We start from the raw sequence: 17,660 nt of genomic DNA, 5'->3' as shown, positions 1-17,660 counted from the left end.
GGGCGCGCCGTGCAGGCCCGAGTTCTCGCCGGCGCGGCGGCTGCTACGGCGGGGGGCCTCAGCGCCGGGCGGGAAGCCGTTGGGTGCGTCGGTGCCGGGGAGACCGGAGGCCTCGCCGCTGCGCCGGCTGTTGCGGTGGGAGCCCTCTGCGTCAGGCAGGAAGCCGTTGGGTGCGTCGCTGCCAGGGGCGCCGTGCAGGCCCGAGGCCTCGCCCATGCGGCGGGCCCCGTGTGGGTGGGGCGCGTCCGAGTCCGGTGGGAAGCCGTTGGGCGCGTCGGTGCCCGGGGCGCCGAACAGGCCTGATGCCTCGCCGGGGCGTCGGTTGCCGTTGCGGCGGGAGGCTTCCGGGTCGGGCGCGAAGCCGTTCGGGGCGTCGGTGCCGTGGAGGCCCGAGGTCTCGCCGGCGCGGTGGGCGCTGTTGCGGTGAGGGGCGTCCGGGTCGGGCGGGAAGCCGTTCGGGGCGTCGGTGCCGGGGATGCCGTGCAGGCCCGATGCCTCGCCCACGTGCCGGCCGCCGTTGCGGTGGGACGGCTCCGGGGTGCTGGGGAAGCCGTGGTGGCCGGAGGTCTCCCCGGCTCGGCGGCGGGGAGCGTCCGGGTCCGGCGAGAACCTGCCCGGCGCGTCGGTGGCCAGGAACTGGGCGGACGTCTGGCCCGGCTGGCGGAGGCCGTTGCGGCGGGGGTCCTGGGTGCCCGGGACGGGATGGTGCGCGGACGCTTCGCCGGGGCGGCGTGGCTCGGTGCCGGGCACCGGGTAGTGGGCAGAGGCCTCACCCGGGCGGCGGGCGCCGCCGTCGAAGGCGTCGAAGCCGTCGCCCCTGTCGCGCACCCGCCTGGTCCGGCGCGGACCGCCCATGTCCGGTGGGAGGGCGGTGCGTGGGCCGGAGCCCTCGCCGATGCCGCGCGGCCGGCTGGTCGGACCGTCGTCGTCCGGGAAGTCCGTCGGGAAGGGGGTGTCCTGCGCCGGCGGTTCCGCGACCTCCGAGGAGAACGAGCTGCGGATGGCGTCGCTGGGGATCGTGAAGTACGAGGAGTTGCCGCCGGGGCGGCGGCTCTGCGCCTCGTCGCGCGGGAAGTTCTCGACCGACTCGGGGGCCCGCGGCGGGGCGGCCTGGTCCGGCGGGAAGGGGGCGCCGTCCTCCAGCGCCGACGCTATCGACGGCGCCGAGCCGGATCTGTTCGGCGGCTCGTCCTGGCGGGCACGGCGGCCGGTCATCACGCCGTTCTGCCGCAGCTGGTCCGGGTTCACCGGGGTCAGGTCCGGCCGGGACCCCGTGTGCCGCTGGACCAGGTCGGCGACGCTCACGCCACCGGACTCCACCGACCTGCGGCGACGTCTGGGCTGCTCCTCCGTGGGGGGCGGTGGAGGGGTTTCGTCCCGGCGGTGCCGCCTGCCGTACTCGTGCGGGTCGCGGGTGCCGCCGAGGCGTTCGTCGTCGGGCACCCGGTCTCCTCTCAGTCTCCTGCGGCCGCTGTCGTGGCACTTCCGTTATTAAGACGTTGCTCATCCTGGGTTGGTTGCGAACCCAGTGTGTGCTCCGTCGGCCCAGATAGTACGTACGGATGGCACCCAATACGACTGCCAAACCAAATTTGCTCACTACCTGTGCGCGGTGGTCCCAACCGTCTAGCCCAATCGGGGTAGCAACCACCGCGGCCTCAAATGTTATCGAACCGACGCAAGGTTGCGGTCAAGTGTGACGAAATCTAACCGCGGAGACGCCGTTGCCCGGCGGCCCCGGACAGGCGGACCTGCCCACCCACACGGTAGGCGACGCTGTTCCGGCCGGACTGCTTGGCCGTGTACAGCAACCCGTCCGCGAGCCGAAGCTGCTGCTCAGGGCTGGTCAACCCGCTGGCGCCGGACTCGTGCGCCACACCGATGCTGACGGTCACGTGCAGGCCGCGGACGATCGTGGACCACGGGAACTGCTCGACCCGCGCCCGGGTCGCCTCGGCCACCGCCCACGCGGCCATGGGCTCCAGTCCCGGCAGCATGAGCACGAACTCCTCACCGCCGTAGCGCGCGCAGAACGCCTCCTCCGGCAGCCCGATCTGCAACAGCTCGACCACCTGCTGCAGCACCCGGTCGCCGACCAGGTGGCCAAACGTGTCGTTCACCCGTTTGAACCAGTCGAGGTCGACGAGCGCGACGGCGAACTCGCCCCGCCCGGTCTGGACGAGCCTCTGGTCGAGGTAGCGGCGGTTGTAGCACGGGGTCAGCGAGTCCCGGAGGCTCTGCTCACGGGCCTCGGCGTGCTCGCGCCGCAGCCGCGCGACCTCCTGCCGGAACTGCTCCGGCACCTGCGGGGTCTTGTCCGCGGTCGCCAGGTCGAGCGCGTGCCGCAGGTGCTCGTAGGCCTGCCGCCACTCGCCGCGCGAGGCCAGCAACGAGCCGATGGACTGGTGCAGCTCGACGAGGCTCGCCTCCTCCAGCTCCACCTGGCGGGCCGGATGCTGGATGGGCACGGTGGGATCGCCATTGCGGCGGTCTCCCCGCCAACCGGCGACGCCTTGGTCAAGTACGGCCACCGAGCTCACCTCCTACCTACCGACTGTTTCGTCGTGGAGGCAGGCCGGCTTGAGGAGTTGAGGCGTCCTGGCGCGGATTTCCCTCTACCGGTGTACAAGGTGACCCACCGGTAACTGTGTGCTACTCGCCGGTAGGGCAGGGCGCGAACCCGTACACCTTCCCGTCGAGAATGACTACGCGCTGTGAACCGATCTGCTGTCCAAGCAGGGCGCCGTCCTGCCGGATCGACACCGACACGCCCAGCACGTAGACCATCCCGCGCGGGTGTGTCGCGTTCCGCCCGGCGCCCGGGGGCACCCATTCGGGGTCCACCCGCAGCGTCGACATGGCGGGGTCGATGGTGAGCGTGAGGTCGCCCAGGTCACACAGCTCGTCGGCGAAGTCCGGGTGCTGGCTGTGCTGGAGGAACAGCCGCTGCTGCGACGGCCCCTCGTCCGCGGCCTCGTTCAGGTCCTTGAAGTAGTCCTCGACCAGCTGGCGGTCGTGGCCGGGGGACGCGCCGGCGACCGGCTGGCCGGCGATGGCCGTGCTGCACCCGGCCACCAGCAGCACGCTGACGAGGCCGAGCGCGGCGAGCAGAACACGACGCATGTCGTTTCCCCCCGGGGGACTTCTCGATGTGCGATCCAGGCTAGCCCGGGATCACACGGGTTCGATGCGATATCCATAACCACGTACGGTGTGGATCATCGGAGGGTTCCGAAGTTTTCGGCGCAACTGGGTGATGACGACATCCAGGACGTTCGAGGACGGATCGACCAGCGGGTCCCAAACCTCCCTGATCAGCTCGGACCGGCCGACCGGCTGGCGCTGGCGGGCGACCAGTTGCCGGAGCACGTCGAACTCCTTGCCGGTCAGCGTGAGCAGCACCCCGGCACGCCGCACCTCGTGCCGCCCGCTGTCCACATCGAGGTCGCCGCAGCGCAGCACGGGCGGCAGACCATCGGTCACCCGCCGGCACAGCCGCCGGACGCGCGCCTCCAACTCCTCGATGGCGAACGGCTTCACCAGGTAGTCGTCACCCGCGTCGAGGCCCGCGATGCGGTCGGCCACGGCGTCGCGCGCGGTCAGGAACAGCACGGGCACCGCCGGCCGGCGGGTCTGGACGTAGTGGAGCGCGTCCCCGGACGGCAGCATCCGGTCGAACACCGCGCAGTCGTACGAGTTCACCGCCAGCGCCTCGTCGGCGCCCGGGAGGTCGCCGGCCGCGTCCACGGCGAACCCCGCGGCACGCAGCGACCCCGCGACCGCGACGCGCAGGTTCTCATCGTCCTCGACCACCAGTACCCGCACGCACCAGAAGGTACCCAGTTCGCTAGCCGGTCACCGCCCGCACGTCCTCGGCCGTCAACGTGCGCAGCTCGGTCATCTCCGGCATCCGGCCGAGCAGCCGCAGCCGCTGCGACTGGCCCTTCCGCATGCCCTCGAACAACCGCCGCGCGTCGCGGGCGTTGCCGTAGTTCGCGTCGGCCGCGACGCGGCCGAAGTACTCCAGCAGCAGCGGCGTCGTGTCCGGCGCCAGCTGGTAGTCGCCGGCCGCCACCATCTTCCCGGTGATCCGCAGCAGGTCCGCCGGCGAGTAGTTCTCGAACTCGATCGTCTTGGAGAACCGGGACGCGAGCCCCGGGTTGACGTCGAGGAAGTTCTGCATCTCGTCGGTGTACCCGGCGACGATCACCGCCACCTCGTCGCGGTGGTCCTCCATCAGCTTCACCAGCGTGTCGATGGCCTCCTGGCCGAAGTCGGCGCCGGTCCCCGACTGCCGGGACAGCGTGTACGCCTCGTCGATGAACAGCACGCCGCCGAGCGACTCCTCGAACACCACGGACGTCTTCTCCGCGGTGTGGCCGATGTACTGGCCGACGAGGTCGCGCCGGGACACCTCGCGGAACTGCCCCTTCGACAGCACGCCGAGGGACTTGAGCAGCTTGCCGTAGGTACGGGCCACCGTGGTCTTACCGGTGCCCGGCGCGCCCGCGAAGATCAGGTGGTGGCTGACCGTGCCGACGGACAGGCCGGCCCGCCTGCGCCACTCGTTGACCTGGATCTCGTCGACGACCGCGTGCACCTCGGACTTCACGCCCGGCAGCCCCACCATGGCGTCGAGGTCGGCCAGCAGGTCGTCGACGCCCGCGTCACCACTGGACACGGCCCGCCGGGCCGGCTCGGTGACCGTCGGCGTCGCACCGGCGGCGACGAGGACGCCGGGTGGGGCCGAGTTGTCCACGTGGCACTCATCAATGGCCCCCGCGCAGCCGGCGGCGAAGGAGATGCCCACGCCGCCGACGTCGTGGACCTTGCACCTGCGCAGCTCGGGTCGGCTCTGCTGGGCGACCGCGATGCCCTCGTGCCCCGTCCGCGCCACGTCGCAGGTCTCGATGACCGGCCGCGCGTACTGGTAGACGTAGATGCCCCGCTGCCCGCAGTCCTCCACCGTGCAGTTGCGCACCTCGGGGTCGGCCCCGAGGCCGATCACGATCCCGTCGCCGGTCACGTTCGCGACCCGCGTCTCCTCCACGCGCCCCGACGAGCCCTCGACGACGATGCCCTGCTCGGCACCGTCCACCGTGCACCGGTTGACCGTGAACCGCCGGCAGCCCCGCACGGCCAGGCCCGGCCCCTTCTCGGCGGACAGCGTGCAGCGTTCCAGCGTCAGCTCGGCGTCCTCGGCCTGCACGGCCGCGGCACTCGAGATCAGGGTGAGCCCGTGCAGCGTGAGCGAGCCACCCCGCACCTTCAGCACCGGCCAGTCGCCGCCGCTGCCGTCGAGGACCACCTCGCCACCCTCGTGCGCGCGGATGGTGAGGCGGCGGTCCGCCAGCTCGAACGTCTCGGCGTAGGTGCCGGCGGCGACCGCGACGACACCGCCGTCCGGCGCGTTGCCCAGGGCGTCACCGATGGTCGGGTAGGCGCCGTGCCGGCCGGGGGCGACCAGCAGGGTCCGCCCGGCGATCGTGGTCATGCTCAACCCGCCCTCTCGATCAGCCAGCCGCGGTCGGCGGCCTTCACCCCGGCCTGGAACCGGCTGCGCGCGCCGAGCCGGTTCATGATGTCGGCGACCATCCGCCGGACCGTCCGCACGGAGACGCCGAGCCGGGCGGCGGCGGACTCGTCGGTGCTGCCCGCGGACAACAGCGACAGCAGCTCCCGTTCCCGCGTGGACAGCTCGGCGGCCTCGGGCAGCTCGTTCGGGCTCATCGGCACCGCGGACAGCCACACCCGCTCGAACAGCTCGATGGTCGTCGTGACCACGCTCGACAGCCGGAACACCGCGGTGCTCAGCGCCGGCCCACCCGACGTGCGGTCCACCGGCAGCACCACGACCGACCCGTCGATCACCAGCGCGTCGGTCGGCACGTCCGGGACCGTGCGGGTGTCCGCGCCGTGCAGTGCCAGCGTGCCCAACCGGGTCGCCAGGACGGGTGCGGTGCGCGCGGTGTCCGGCACGATCACCCGGTACCTGACCCCGCGGCGCAGGTTCTCGTGGTCGACGCGGCGCACCCCGCCGATCGGGTCGCGCGCCACCACGGACAGCGTGCTCATCACGAGCACCTCCCGGTTCGCGCCCGCGAGCAGCGCCGCCACGCCCGCGCTCGACGGGAGGCGGGTCGCGTGTCCGGGCAGCACGGTGACTGTGTTGTCGGCGAGGGCGGTCATCTGAGGACTCCGATGGGAAGCGACGCGGCGACACCGTTCCGCTGGGTGCCGTCGAGCCTGACGAGGCGGACGCCGGCGGGTGCCAGCCGGTTGGTCATGTGGTCGGCCGCCGTCGTGACGGCGGCCTCGGTGGTGGCGGCGAGGCGGAGGGTGGCGCCCCCGCGTGGCTCGCCGCGCCGTTCGGTGCGGGCGCCGAGCGTGATGGTCGACGCGACGCCGGGGACGCCGGCCAGCATGTTGTTGACCAGCCCGCGGGCCTGCGTGTCGGTGAGCCGGTCCCAGCCGGTGAGCCGGTAGGTGGCCTGGCTGACCGGGCCGGTGCGCCAGTACTTCCAGTCCTCGCGCACCTCGGTCCGGCCACCGGTGACGTGGGCGAGGCCGGCGATCGCCGACAGCGCCTGCTCCTCGGCGAGTGGCTGGGCCGGCACCCCGGCGCGGTCGAGCGCGCGGCGGACGCGGCGCATGGCGTTGCGCAGCGCGAGGGTCAGCTCCGCGTCGACCGGGGTGTCGACGGTCCGGGCGGCGTGCACGGCGACCCACAGCCGGCGTGGCGTGTCCGGCCGGACGCCGGTGTGGAGCACGAGCTGAATGCCGAAGACGTGGTCGGTGGCGGTGGGCAGCAGCGCGGCCGGCATGGGGAGGGCGGCCAGCAGCTCCGGGGTGAGCGCGGGCGGCTTGAGCTGTGCGGTCAGCCCGCCCTGGTGGCTGATGGCCATGGCCGGGCCCTGGCTGGTCTCGACCGTCCGGACGGTCGCGCCGGGCAGGAGCAGCTCGAGGAGCGCGAGCGTCGTGGCCGGGGTGCCGCCCGTCCTGGGCAGGTCCCTGCGCCGCGGGCGGGTCAGGAAGGCGGCGGCGAGCCCGGTCAGCTCGTACAGCCAGCGGCCGCCGACCCGCACACCGGTCAACGCGAGCACGACCGCCGCGGCGACCGAGGTGCCGGCGAGCACGGGCCACGGCTGGTGCACGGTCAGCACGACGCCGATCGCCGCGACCTGCCAGCAGAGCACCTGGATCGGCGACAGCCGCCGCGTGTACTCGCGGACCTGCCGCGACCAGGTCTGGCGCGGCGGGGCGGTGGAGACCGGTGCGACCGGCGCCGAGGGCACCGGCCGCACCGGGGGTGTGCGCAGCAGCGGCCTGGTCCGCACGTCGGCCTCGGGCAGCTGCTGGGGCAGTGGCCGGGCGACCGCCGCGGCCCGTGCCGCGCTCGCCGCGATCCGCACCGGGGCCGCGGCCTTGGCCGGGACGGCTCTCGTGTCGGCCGCGGGTGTGGTCGCGGCCTGCCGACCGGCTACCGCGGCCGCGTTTCCCGTGGAAGCTTCCACCGGTCACCTCCTTCTGCGCGTCCTGTTCCGGCCATGGCCGTCGAGGCCGCTTGTTGGATGGCTACGGTCGTTCTGAGCGGAGCTTGCGGAGCGAGCATCGCTTCAGGTGGATCACGATCAGCCACGGCACATTAGGTTTCGATGACATGCGGGTGTTGGTGGTCGAGGACGACGAGGACCTGCGGATATCAGTGTCCGTGGAACTGGCCGGGACCGGTCTCGAGGTGCTTCAGGTACCCGACCTGAGAACCGCCGACGACCTGCTGCGGCGAGTCGGGTTCGACTGCGTGGTCTTCGACCGGACGCTCCCCGACGGCGACGCCATCGACTACGTCCAGCACCGGCGCCGGACCGGCTGGGCCGTGCCCGTGTTGTTCCTGACCGCGCGCGACTCGATCGCCGACCGCGTGGCGGGCTTCGCGGCCGGCGGTGACGACTACCTGGTCAAGCCCTTCTCCGTGGCCGAGATGGCCGCCCGCGTGCGCACGCTGTGCCGGCGCGGGGACGGGCGCCCGTCGGTGCTGCGGCACGCGGACCTGGAGGTCGACTGCGCCCGCCGGGCCGTGCGCCGGGGCGGGGTGCTGCTCACGCTGTCCGACAAGGAGTTCGCGGTCCTGGAGTACCTGGCGATCCGGCCGGAGCGGGTGGTGTCCCGCAGTGACCTCATAGAACATTGTTGGGACGCGTCCGCCGATCCGATGTCCAACGTGGTCGACGTGGTGGTCAAGCGCCTGCGCCGCAAACTGGGCACGCCGGAGCTGATTCACACGATCCGCGGGCGCGGCTACCGCCTCGGGGCATACGGTCCCGTGTCGTGAACCGATCGTCGGCCGACCGGCTGCGGCGCCTGCGGTGGGTGCTGACCCTGATGTTCACGGTGATGAACGCCGTGGGGCTGATCGTGTTCGCCTGGCTGGTGATCAAGGCCGACCGCGACAGCGGCGAGAAGCAGATGGACCTGGAACTGTCCAGGGTGACCTCGACGGTGGCCCGCCTCATCGGCAGCGACGGCGACGCGATCATCACCGCGCTGGTCGGCCAGGACGAGATCAACCAGCAGTGCCCGCAGTTCGCCGTGCTCCCCGGCGGTTCCGGGTCCTTCCGCGAGCTGTACTCGGAACGTCAGTGCGTGCGGATGTCCAGGGCGGTGCTGGGTGGGTTGGCCGCCGACGCCGCGCGGTCGGGGCGGGAGCTCTACGGGTACTCGCACAGTGTCGATGGTCAGATGGTGCGCGTGCGCGCGGAGCCGTTCCGCGGCCGGTCCGGCTACCTCGGTGCCGTGGTCGCCGTGAGCAACGCGGAACCGATGCTGGACGAGCACAACCGTCTCGTGCTGTGGGTGGTGGTGGGCGCGGCGGTGCTCATCGGCAGCCTCGCGCTGGCCGGGCACCTGCTGTCCGCCCGCGCGATCCGCCCGGCGGTGGCGGCCCTGGAACAGCAGGAAGTACTGCTGGCCGAAACCGCCCACGACCTGCGCACCCCGGTCGCGGCCCTACGCGCCCTGGCCGAGACGGCCCTGCGAAACCCCACCCAACGCGGCGACCTCCTACCGCGCACCGTGCGCCTCGCGTCGCGGATGGGCAGCATCATCGACGGCCTACTGGTCCGCGCCCGCCTGGCCGCGGGGGTCGAACGCCTGGCCGTACAACCGGTGTGGCTGGACCAGCTGGTGTCCGGCGTGGTGGACGAGACCCCGAACGACGGCGCCTCGGTGACGGTGACCGCCGCCCCCTGCAAGGTGATGGTCGACCCGACGCTGCTGCAACGAGCCATCGGCAACCTCGTGGACAACGCCATCCGCTACGGCCGCCAACCGAACGAGCCGGCGGTCGTCCACATCACGGTGGCCAACGGCCGCGTCACGGTCGCCGACCACGGCCCAGGCGTGGCCGGCGACTTCGCCGACGAGGCCTTCGACCGCTTCCGCACGGGCAGCGGCTCGTCGGGCCTGGGCCTGTCCATAGTCCGCTGGGTGGCCTGGGCCCACGGCGGCACCCTGTCCGTCTACAACGCGGAGGACGCGGGCGCCATCTTCGAACTCGCCCTGCCGGTGGTGCCGTAACCCATGTCCGCGACGATCGCCCGACCTTCGAGATCCAGCTCCGGCCGCCGCTGCCGCTGCGGAACCCACACGCCGGGATCCTCACCTCGGGCAAGCCTCGCGGATCGCCGGCACCAGTAGGCCATGTCGTCCGTCCACTTCGTCACCAGGTGGCGCTTCACCCGATCACGGGCCAGCTCGCCGGCTCGCTGCCCCAGGCGCCATTCGAAGAAGTCTGCCCACTCCTCGTTGGCGGCAGCGCGTTCCTGCGGATCAAGGCTCTTCTCGACGTTCTGCCACTGGTGGAACTCGTCCGCCACCCATCCCGCGGTCTCCAGGCGCAGGAACGGCGTGATGTGCGGCCAACGAGACAGCACCTCTGGTCCACCCCTCGACAATGTTGCAACCCCATCTTCTGTACAGAACTTCGGACGCTGAGTGGACCACGCCATCAGGAAGGAAGGCGAGTCTCCTGGGTAGAAGTCACGCGAAGGTGTGAGTCTTTCCCTAGCTCGACTCTTCCGACGAGAAGGCGTATTCGAGGATGTAGGCGCTGGCGTCGAGCGTCATCTCGTTGACCTCGACCGCTCTCCCCTCCGCCGTGTACGCCGTCCGAACCACCACGATCACCGGCGTCCCTTGGGTGAGGTCGAGAACCTTCGCCTCCGCCTCGCGGGGCATGCGCGCCCGTAGCTCCTCGCGGAAGTGCACGGGTTTGTGCCCGACTTCGGCAAGTCGCGCGTAGACACCACCACCGCCGGTGTCGGCCTCCGCGATCCGCGTGTCCCGTACGAGAGGTGCCGGGTAGTAGGACGTCGCGAACTGGACCGGCGCGTCATCGACCAGGTACCGGCGCCGGCGGACGACCACCTTCTCGCCGGCACGCAGATCCAGCACGGCCGCGACGTGGTCCGGCGCGTCGGCGACCGTGACCTCGATGCCGTCGACGCGGGTGTCGCGCTTCGCGTCGTCCGACTGCCACACCGAACGCCCGGCACCCCAGCCGGATTCGGCGAGGCGTGCTGGGGAGCTACGCCGGTACAGGCGGAACTCACGCACGAACGTCCCCGCGCCCCGCCGCGCGACGATCAGCCCCTCGTTCTTGAGCACCTCCAGCGCCCGCCGAGCAGTCGGCTGCTCGACCTCGTAGGCAGCCATCAACTCGTTCTCGCTCGGCAGCTTGCTGCCCGGGGGCAGACGGCCCGCGTCGATCTCGGTACGAAGCGCGTCGGCGATCGCGCGGTAGCCCGCGTTCACGGGGTGCACCTTCCCTCGCTCGTTCTGTACAGCAGGCGAGGCTACAGAAACCGCGAGCACGGACGAAGGGCGCCGGAGTGCGCTGATAATTGCATAGTCAACGTCTCTGACCGGAAGTTGCCACCGATCCGTGTTGGACGTTCCCAACCGATTACTTTTACCGTGTGGCCATGACTGACAGGGCGGCGCTCGCGAAGGCATGGCGGAGCCGGCTGCCCGTGGTGGCGGTCGTCATCGCCTGTGTGGCGGGGGTGGTCGCGGCGGTGACCGGGGCGGCCAACCCCGTGTCGGCGGTCCAGTTCCTGTTGCCGGGGCACTGGATCTACAACGCCTCGCTGCAGTCGGTGTTCCACGTGGACGGTTCGACCGGCGATGTCGACGCCCAGGCGCGGGTGCCCGGCGGCGGGCCCGGTGACCAGGTCTTCCAGGGCGACACCAGCGGCTACGTGGTCGGGGACTCGCGGATCACCGAGTTCGGCAAGTCGAGCCTGTCGGTCGAGGAGACGACGACCCCGCCGTCGAAGGAGCAGCCGGTCGGTGTCGAGACCGACGGGGGGCCCTACCTCGTGTACCGCGAGGGCGGCAAGGTGGTCCGGCTCGGCGACCACCACATGGTCCTCTCGCTCGGCGGTGCCGTCGGCGCCCCGCTCGCCACCCGCGACGGCACGCTCTGGCTGCCCCGCACCAAGGCCGGCCTCCTCTGCCAGCTCCCCAAGGACGCCAAGCAGGTCTCCTGCCCCGTCCTCCTCCCCAAGGGCCACGCCGGCGTGCTCTCCACCGTCAGCGACCGCCTCGTCTTCGTCGACACCACCGAGGACACGCTCCACGTCGTCGAGAAGGACGGCCTCGGCGAGCCGCGTGCCCTCGGTGTCGACGCGCACGACGACGCACGCGTCGCCAGCACCGACGTCGGCGGGCGGCTCGCGATTCTCGACGGCAAGCACATGCACCTCGTCGACGCCGGGCTCGGCACGGCCGGGATCGACCCCGCCGACCCGGTGACCGTGGACCTCGGCGACGGCGAGTACGCCGGGCCGGTCGCCACCGGCGGGGTCGTCGCCGTCGTCGACCGGACCACCAACACGCTGATCACCTACGACAGCGCGGGCAAGCGCAAGCAGACCAAGGAGATCCCGGCCGACAACGGCGACCCGCGGCTCACCCGCGGCGAGGACGAGCGCATCTACGTCGACGGTGCGCAGGGCGAGCACGTCGTGGTCGTCGACGAGGACGGCGCCCTCACCGACGTGCCGATCGAGGACGAGGCCGGCGAGGGCCGGGTCCCGACCGGCGGCAAGGACCCGGACGCCCCGGTCGTGACGGACGCGAAGCCCGGCACCAGCCTCCCGAGGCCCGAGAACACCCCGGACCCGCGGACGGAGCGGCCGAAACCGCCGCCGGTACAGCAGCAACCCCCGCCGGACGAAGAAGAAGAGGACCAGCCGCCGGCGGTGCCGGCGAGCCCACCCGGTGCGCCGACGGCCGTCAACGCCACCGCGGGCAACGCGACCGCGACCGTCAGCTGGGGTCCGGCGCCGGACAACCGTTCGGCCGTCACGAGCTACCGGATCACCTGGGCGGGCGGCCAGACCACCGTCCCCGGCACCGCGCGGACCACCGTGGTCAACGGCCTCGCCAACGGCACCTCGTACGTGTTCACGGTGGCCGCGACCAACGGCGCCGGCACCGGCCCGGGCGCCGCGGCCAACCCGGTCACCCCGGTCGCGCCGGCGCGACCCCCCGGGCAGGCGACCCAGCTGCAGGTCCTGCTCAACGGGGACGGCGCGCTGTTCGACTGGGACCCGCCGGCGGACATGGGCACCGGCACGTTCACGCACTACATCGCGACCATGACCGGCGCACCGGACCAGACGGTCACCGGTCCCGCCGCCGGGTTCGACTTCGACCCCTCGCAGCCCGGCGTCCTGACGTTCACGGTCCGGGTCGTCACCACGACCGCGGACGGACAGCAGCTCGTCGGGCCGGTCGCCACGACGACCAAGGCGGTCAGCGGCGGCTCGGTGACCGTGGCGCGCGGCCCGGCCACCGAGGAGTGGTGCGGGTCGGACGACGCCTGCGCGTGGATGCACGTCGAGCTGCACGGCATGCGGCCCAACACGCAGTACCACCTGCAGCCGTTCTCGGACGACGCCGCGTACAGCAACCCGGGCGGCGAGTGCACCACCGACGGCAGCGGCTACTGCGAGACCGACCAGTTCGCCTACTCGGGGGTCGGCCACACTGTGTGGATCGTCGTGACCGATCCGGGCGGCGTTGACACGCGTTCGAACGACTACGTGTGGGAGGCCGGGTGACTCACCCCACCGCGGGTCAGGTGTACGAGCTGATCGCGGCGAACGTGCAGGGCGTGATCCGGGGCAAGCCACATCTGGTCCGGCTCGCCATCGCCGGTCTGCTCGCCGAGGGGCACCTGCTGATCGAGGACGTGCCGGGTCTCGGCAAGACGACCCTGGCCCGGTGCCTGGCCCGCAGCATCGGCGGCTCGTACAGCCGCATCCAGTTCACGCCGGACCTGCTGCCGGGTGACGTGACCGGCGTGCAGGTGTACCGGCAGGGCAGCGAGACGTTCGAGTTCCGGCCCGGCGGCATCTTCGCCAACGTCGTGCTGGCCGACGAGATCAACCGCGGCACGCCGAAGACGCAGTCGGCGCTGCTGGAGGTGATGAGCGAGCGCACGGTCACCGTCGAGTCGGTCGGGCACGAGGTGCCCCGGCCGTTCCTGGTGGTGGCGACGCAGAACCCGATCGAGATGGAGGGCACCTACCGGCTGCCGGAGGCGCAGCTGGACCGGTTCCTGATGCGCCTGTCGGTCGGCTACCCCAACCTCGAGTCCGAGGTCCTGGTGATCATGAGCGACTGCGCGGGTGTCGGCCCGGACGAGCTGTCCCCGGTGGTCGACCTCGCGGCCCTGCGGCGGGCGGTCGAAGAGGTGCGTGCCGCGCACATCGACCCGGCCGTCGTCGAGTACGCGGCCCGGTTGGCGGCCGCGACCCGCACGCACGCCGCGCTCCGCTACGGCGCCAGCCCGCGCGGCAGCATCGCCCTGGTCCGCGCGGCGCAGGCGGTCGCGGCGACGTACGGGCGCGACTACGTCACTCCGGACGACATCAAGGATGTCGCGAAGCCGGTGCTGGAACACCGGCTGATCCTGACCGCCGAGGCGGAGCTGAACCAGCGCGGCACGAGCGACATCGTCGACGAGGTGCTGGCCGCGATCCCGGCACCAGCGGTCAGCACCTCGGTCGCCTAATGCCCCGCCCCACGTCGCTCGCGGGTGGCGGGCTGATGCCGAGACTCACCCGCCGTGGCTGGGCGGTGCTGGTGGCGGCCGTGGTCGCGTACGGCTGCGGCGCGTGGGTCGGCTTCCCCGTGCTGCGGGCACTGGGTGGCGCCGGGTTCGGTGCGGTCGCGGCCGCGCTGGTGGTCACCGCACGCCGGCCACGCGTGGTGGTGACCCGCGAGGTCTACCCCGACCGCGTCCAACGCGGCCGCCCCGCCTTCGCGCGATTACGGGTGCACAACGACGGCCCCCGCCGCCACGGCGGCTTCACCGCCGGCGACCGCGTCGACGGCGGCTTCCACGCCGTGGCCGTCCGCCCGCTGGCCCCGGGCGCCGACGCGGTCTACCACTACGAACTGCCGACCACGCGCCGCGGCCGGATCCAGGTCGGCCCGCTGACCCTGGAGCGCATCGACCCCCTCGGCCTGGGCCGGAGCCGCCTCACCACCGGCGACACCGCGACGATGTGGGTGCACCCGAAGACGTATCCGGTGCGTGCGCTCGTCGCCGGCCACCCCCGGCACCACCACGAGGGCCGCACGAGCGACAACTCCCCGCACGGCTCCCTGGACCTGCGCGACGTCCGCGAGTACGTCCCCGGCGACGAGGTCCGCCACCTCCACTGGAAGGCGACCGCGCGCACGGGCCGGTTGATGGTCCGCGACTACGTGGACCCGAACCAGCCCCGCTTCACGGCGTTGCTCGACACCCGCGCGGCCCTGCTGCCGCCGCCGGTGTTCGAGGAGGCGGTCGACCTGACGGCGTCACTGCTGAACGCGGCCGCGGCGGCGGGCTACTGGTGCCGCCTGGTGACGGCCCACACGGACCTGAAGCTCCGCGGCGGCCAGCAGGCTGTCCGCCAGGTACTGGACGAGCTGTGCGAACTGCGGGCGACGGAAGCCCCGGCGCGCCTGGTCCCGGCGTCGCTGACCCAGCCGGCCGACCGGGGCGGCTCGCTGGTCGTGGTCCTGGCCAGCGCCCACCACGAGGACCTGACCGCGGTGGCGGCCCTGCGTCCCCACTACGCGTCGACGGTGGTGATCACCCTGGCCGGCGGCACACAGACGGGAGTGTCGATTGGCGTGCCGGGCGCCCAGATCATCAAGGCCCCGAACGCGCGAGGCGCCACCCGCCGCTGGAACGTGACGGTGCCTTCATGAGTCGCGCGCGATGTGGCCACCCGCGGGGGACCGTGGCGGTGGCCGCATGAACTCGCGCGCGCGATGGCCAGCCCCCACCCTGTCCCGGGGGCGTCCCGCCTTGCCAGTCTACCGGCAGGGGCCGACATTCCCGCGTTGTTACCGGCTGGTTGTGGATAGTTCGAGCGGTGTGGACAAACCCGGAAGGGAGGTTTCGTGACCGCTCGCCGAGATGACGCGACGGGCGGGCGGGCCGCGGTGGTCGCGACGCTGCTGGCAGCCGTCGGTCCGGCGCTCCTGTTCGCGCCGGTGTTCGGGGTCGCGCCGCTGCTCCTCCCGCTCGGCCTGGTCCTCGTCACCGGCCTCGGGGTCGCCGAGGCGTGCCGGCACTGGCCCGCGCTCGTTCCGTGGCGGGCGTTGCTCGTCCTGGTCGTGGGCCTGTTGGCTCTGGTCGAGGCCCTCCTGTTCCCCACCACGACCAGCGGCCTCCCCACCGGCGAGACCATCCGCGCCCTCGCCGCCGGCCTGACCGACTCCTGGCAGCTCACCCTCCAGTCGACCTGGCCCGCCCGCGCCGACCCCGAGCTGCTCCTCTTCGTCCCGCTCGCCGCGCTCGCCGCCGCCACCATCGCCCTGGAGCTGCTCAGCCGGCTCCGCCGGCCGCTGCTCGCGTTGCTCCCCGGGCTCGCGGTCCTCGGGCTCAGCCAGGCGTACGTCGCGCTGACCGGGCCCACCGCCATGCTCGCCGCGTTCGGGTTCGCCGTGGTCGCGGCCGTGCTCCTCGCCTCGGCGGCGGAGGCCGGGCCGGTCACCCGCCGACCCGTCGTCGCCGTGCTGCTCGTCGTGCTGAGCGTGGGCGGGGCTGTGCTCGGCGCGGTGACGGACCCGGTCGACCGGCCCGTGTACTCGCTGAAGGACAAGCAGTTCGCGCCGTTGCCGCCCGAGCGCGTGGCCAGCCCGCTCGACGAGCTGACCGACCACCTGCTCACCCCGGACGACGAGGTCCTCACCTACTCCACCGACGCGCCCGTCGACCGGTGGCGGCTCGTCGTGCTCGACCAGTTCAACGGCGTCACGTGGACGCCCAGCGTGCAGCCCCGCCGCCTCGGCACCGCCCTGCCGCCCGCGCCGGCCGTCACCGTCCCGGCCACCGAGCACACCGCCCACGTCGAGTACGCCGACACCGAGGGCCCGTGGCTGCCCAGCCAGGCACTGCCGGCCGCGGTGACCGGCCTGGCGCCGCTGGTCGACGAGACCTCCGGCACGCTCCTCGTCCCCGGCCGCTCGGGTCCCGTCAGCTACGACCTGTCCTGGTGGGAGCCCACCGTGCGGTCCGACGTCCTCGCCGGCGCCGCCGTCGACCCGACCGCGCGCACCGGCTTCGGCGACCTCGGCCAGGTCCCCGACGGCATCGCCGAGCTGGCCGGCAAGGCCGTGCGGGACACCAGGCCCGCGTTCCAGACCGCGCTGGTGCTCGAGCGGTACCTGCGGGAGAACTACGCCCTCGCGACCGGCGCGGACCTGCCCAGCGGCAGCGGCTGGCCCCAGCTCCGCACGTTCCTGCTCGACACCAGGCGCGGCACCACCGAACAGTTCGCGGCGGCGTACGTGGTGCTCGCGCGCATGATCGGCCTGCCGGCCCGGATCGCCGTCGGCTTCAAGGCGAGCGGCGCCGGCGAGGACGTGGCCGTCCGCGGCGGCGACGTCCTGGCGTGGCCGGAGGTCGCGGTCGAGGGCGTCGGCTGGGTGCCGCTCGACCCGGCCGGGACGCCCAGCGGCACCGGCGTCCGGCCCAGGGGCCTGGCCGAGGTGACCGAACAGGCCCGCGAGAGCCTGCCGCCGCCGGAGCAGCTGCACGACCCGGAGCTGCGCGAGGACGCCCCGACCGACCGCGACCCCGACGACGGCGACGAGTTCGTGCTCCCGGTCGTCGAGACCGTGGTGGCCCTCGGCGGGGTGCTGGTCCTGTGGGCCCTGGGCATGCCACTGGCCCGGTGCGCACGCGGCTGGCACAGACGCCGCCGCCCGGGTGCCCGCGCGGTGGTCGGGGCGTGGGCGGAGGCCCGGGACCGGTTGCGTGCGCACGGGATCCCGTTCACCGCGGGCATGACCGTTCGCGACCTGGCCGGCGCGGCGCGGCCGCACGTCGACCCGTCGGTCGTGACCGGTCTGGACACCCTGGCCAGAACGGTCGACGTCGCGCTCTGGTCCCGCACGGGCCTGACCCGGACCACCGCCGACGAGGCGTGGTCCGCCGTCCGCGAGGTCCGCCGCGGCCTGTCCCGGCGCCCCTGGCCGGTCCGCCTCCGGGCGGCCCTGAACCCGCGCACCCTCCTCCCGCCCGGCCCACTGCCCTGATCGCTCGTGCGGGAGTCCCGGGAGCGCCGTTCAGGGCGTCGCGCGGAGGT

14 protein-coding genes and 1 pseudogene are annotated in these 17,660 nt (G+C 72.9%); 6 read left to right on the top strand and 9 right to left on the bottom strand.

Going from position 1 to position 17,660, the window contains the following annotated elements; translation table 11 throughout:
• From ACJ73U_RS15540 to ACJ73U_RS15510, 7 genes and pseudogenes are all read right to left on the bottom strand, one after another.
• Window positions 1–1,443: pseudogene (locus ACJ73U_RS15540) on the bottom strand (hypothetical protein); the annotation flags it as partial.
• Between the two features lie 263 nt (window positions 1,444–1,706).
• Complete coding sequence (locus ACJ73U_RS15535) at window positions 1,707–2,531, bottom strand: GGDEF domain-containing protein (protein ID WP_407778324.1); 825 nt, start codon at window positions 2,529–2,531, stop codon at window positions 1,707–1,709.
• Window positions 2,532–2,652: 121 nt separating this feature from the next.
• Complete coding sequence (locus ACJ73U_RS15530; RefSeq protein ID WP_407778323.1) at window positions 2,653–3,123, bottom strand: hypothetical protein; 471 nt, start codon at window positions 3,121–3,123, stop codon at window positions 2,653–2,655.
• A gap of 51 nt (window positions 3,124–3,174) precedes the next feature.
• A complete protein-coding gene (locus ACJ73U_RS15525) occupies window positions 3,175–3,825 on the bottom strand; it encodes a winged helix-turn-helix domain-containing protein (protein WP_407778322.1) in 651 nt (216 codons plus the stop codon).
• Window positions 3,826–3,847: 22 nt separating this feature from the next.
• Window positions 3,848–5,494: a right-handed parallel beta-helix repeat-containing protein gene (locus ACJ73U_RS15520; protein ID WP_407778321.1), complete on the bottom strand. Its 1,647-nt coding sequence runs from the start codon at window positions 5,492–5,494 to the stop codon at window positions 3,848–3,850.
• 2 nt (window positions 5,495–5,496) lie between these two features.
• On the bottom strand, window positions 5,497–6,189 hold the full coding sequence (locus ACJ73U_RS15515) for a LuxR C-terminal-related transcriptional regulator (RefSeq protein ID WP_407778320.1): 693 nt from the start codon (window positions 6,187–6,189) through the stop codon (window positions 5,497–5,499).
• Entirely contained in the window at window positions 6,186–7,514 is a 1,329-nt protein-coding gene (locus tag ACJ73U_RS15510) for a type VII secretion protein EccE (protein ID WP_407778319.1), read from the bottom strand. Before ACJ73U_RS15510 ends, ACJ73U_RS15515 begins: the two co-directional genes overlap by 4 nt.
• 146 nt (window positions 7,515–7,660) lie before the next feature.
• On the opposite strand from ACJ73U_RS15510, the gene ACJ73U_RS15505 reads away from it, so the two are divergent.
• The gene (locus ACJ73U_RS15505; protein ID WP_407778318.1) at window positions 7,661–8,332 is read left to right on the top strand and encodes a response regulator transcription factor; all 672 of its coding nucleotides are present in this window, start codon (window positions 7,661–7,663) and stop codon (window positions 8,330–8,332) included.
• Window positions 8,329–9,576: a sensor histidine kinase gene (locus tag ACJ73U_RS15500; RefSeq protein WP_407778317.1), complete on the top strand. Its 1,248-nt coding sequence runs from the start codon at window positions 8,329–8,331 to the stop codon at window positions 9,574–9,576. Before ACJ73U_RS15505 ends, ACJ73U_RS15500 begins: the two co-directional genes overlap by 4 nt.
• On the opposite strand, the gene ACJ73U_RS15495 is transcribed toward ACJ73U_RS15500, so the two are convergent.
• Window positions 9,519–9,932, bottom strand: coding sequence for a hypothetical protein (locus ACJ73U_RS15495; protein ID WP_407778316.1), 414 nt, complete (start codon window positions 9,930–9,932; stop codon window positions 9,519–9,521). The genes ACJ73U_RS15500 and ACJ73U_RS15495 overlap by 58 nt on opposite strands.
• Before the next feature lie 130 nt (window positions 9,933–10,062).
• Complete coding sequence (locus ACJ73U_RS15490; RefSeq protein ID WP_407778315.1) at window positions 10,063–10,812, bottom strand: GntR family transcriptional regulator; 750 nt, start codon at window positions 10,810–10,812, stop codon at window positions 10,063–10,065.
• A 170-nt stretch (window positions 10,813–10,982) separates the two neighbouring features.
• On the opposite strand from ACJ73U_RS15490, the gene ACJ73U_RS15485 reads away from it, so the two are divergent.
• From ACJ73U_RS15485 to ACJ73U_RS15470, 4 genes are all read left to right on the top strand, one after another.
• The gene (locus ACJ73U_RS15485; RefSeq protein WP_407778314.1) at window positions 10,983–13,127 is read left to right on the top strand and encodes a fibronectin type III domain-containing protein; all 2,145 of its coding nucleotides are present in this window, start codon (window positions 10,983–10,985) and stop codon (window positions 13,125–13,127) included.
• Window positions 13,124–14,083, top strand: coding sequence for an AAA family ATPase (locus ACJ73U_RS15480; protein WP_407778313.1), 960 nt, complete (start codon window positions 13,124–13,126; stop codon window positions 14,081–14,083). Before ACJ73U_RS15485 ends, ACJ73U_RS15480 begins: the two co-directional genes overlap by 4 nt.
• 35 nt (window positions 14,084–14,118) lie before the next feature.
• Window positions 14,119–15,273 (top strand): DUF58 domain-containing protein, encoded by a 1,155-nt coding sequence (locus tag ACJ73U_RS15475; protein WP_407778312.1) that lies wholly within the window; start codon window positions 14,119–14,121, stop codon window positions 15,271–15,273.
• Between the two features lie 195 nt (window positions 15,274–15,468).
• Window positions 15,469–17,610, top strand: coding sequence for a transglutaminase-like domain-containing protein (locus ACJ73U_RS15470; RefSeq protein WP_407778311.1), 2,142 nt, complete (start codon window positions 15,469–15,471; stop codon window positions 17,608–17,610).
• Window positions 17,611–17,660: the final 50 nt, after the last annotated feature.

It is taken from the genome of Actinophytocola sp. (assembly GCF_045807065.1).
Taxonomy (GTDB): domain Bacteria; phylum Actinomycetota; class Actinomycetes; order Mycobacteriales; family Pseudonocardiaceae; genus Actinophytocola.
The sequence above is the reverse complement of the archived record's forward strand: the minus strand, read 5'-3'. Positions and strand labels throughout refer to the sequence as shown.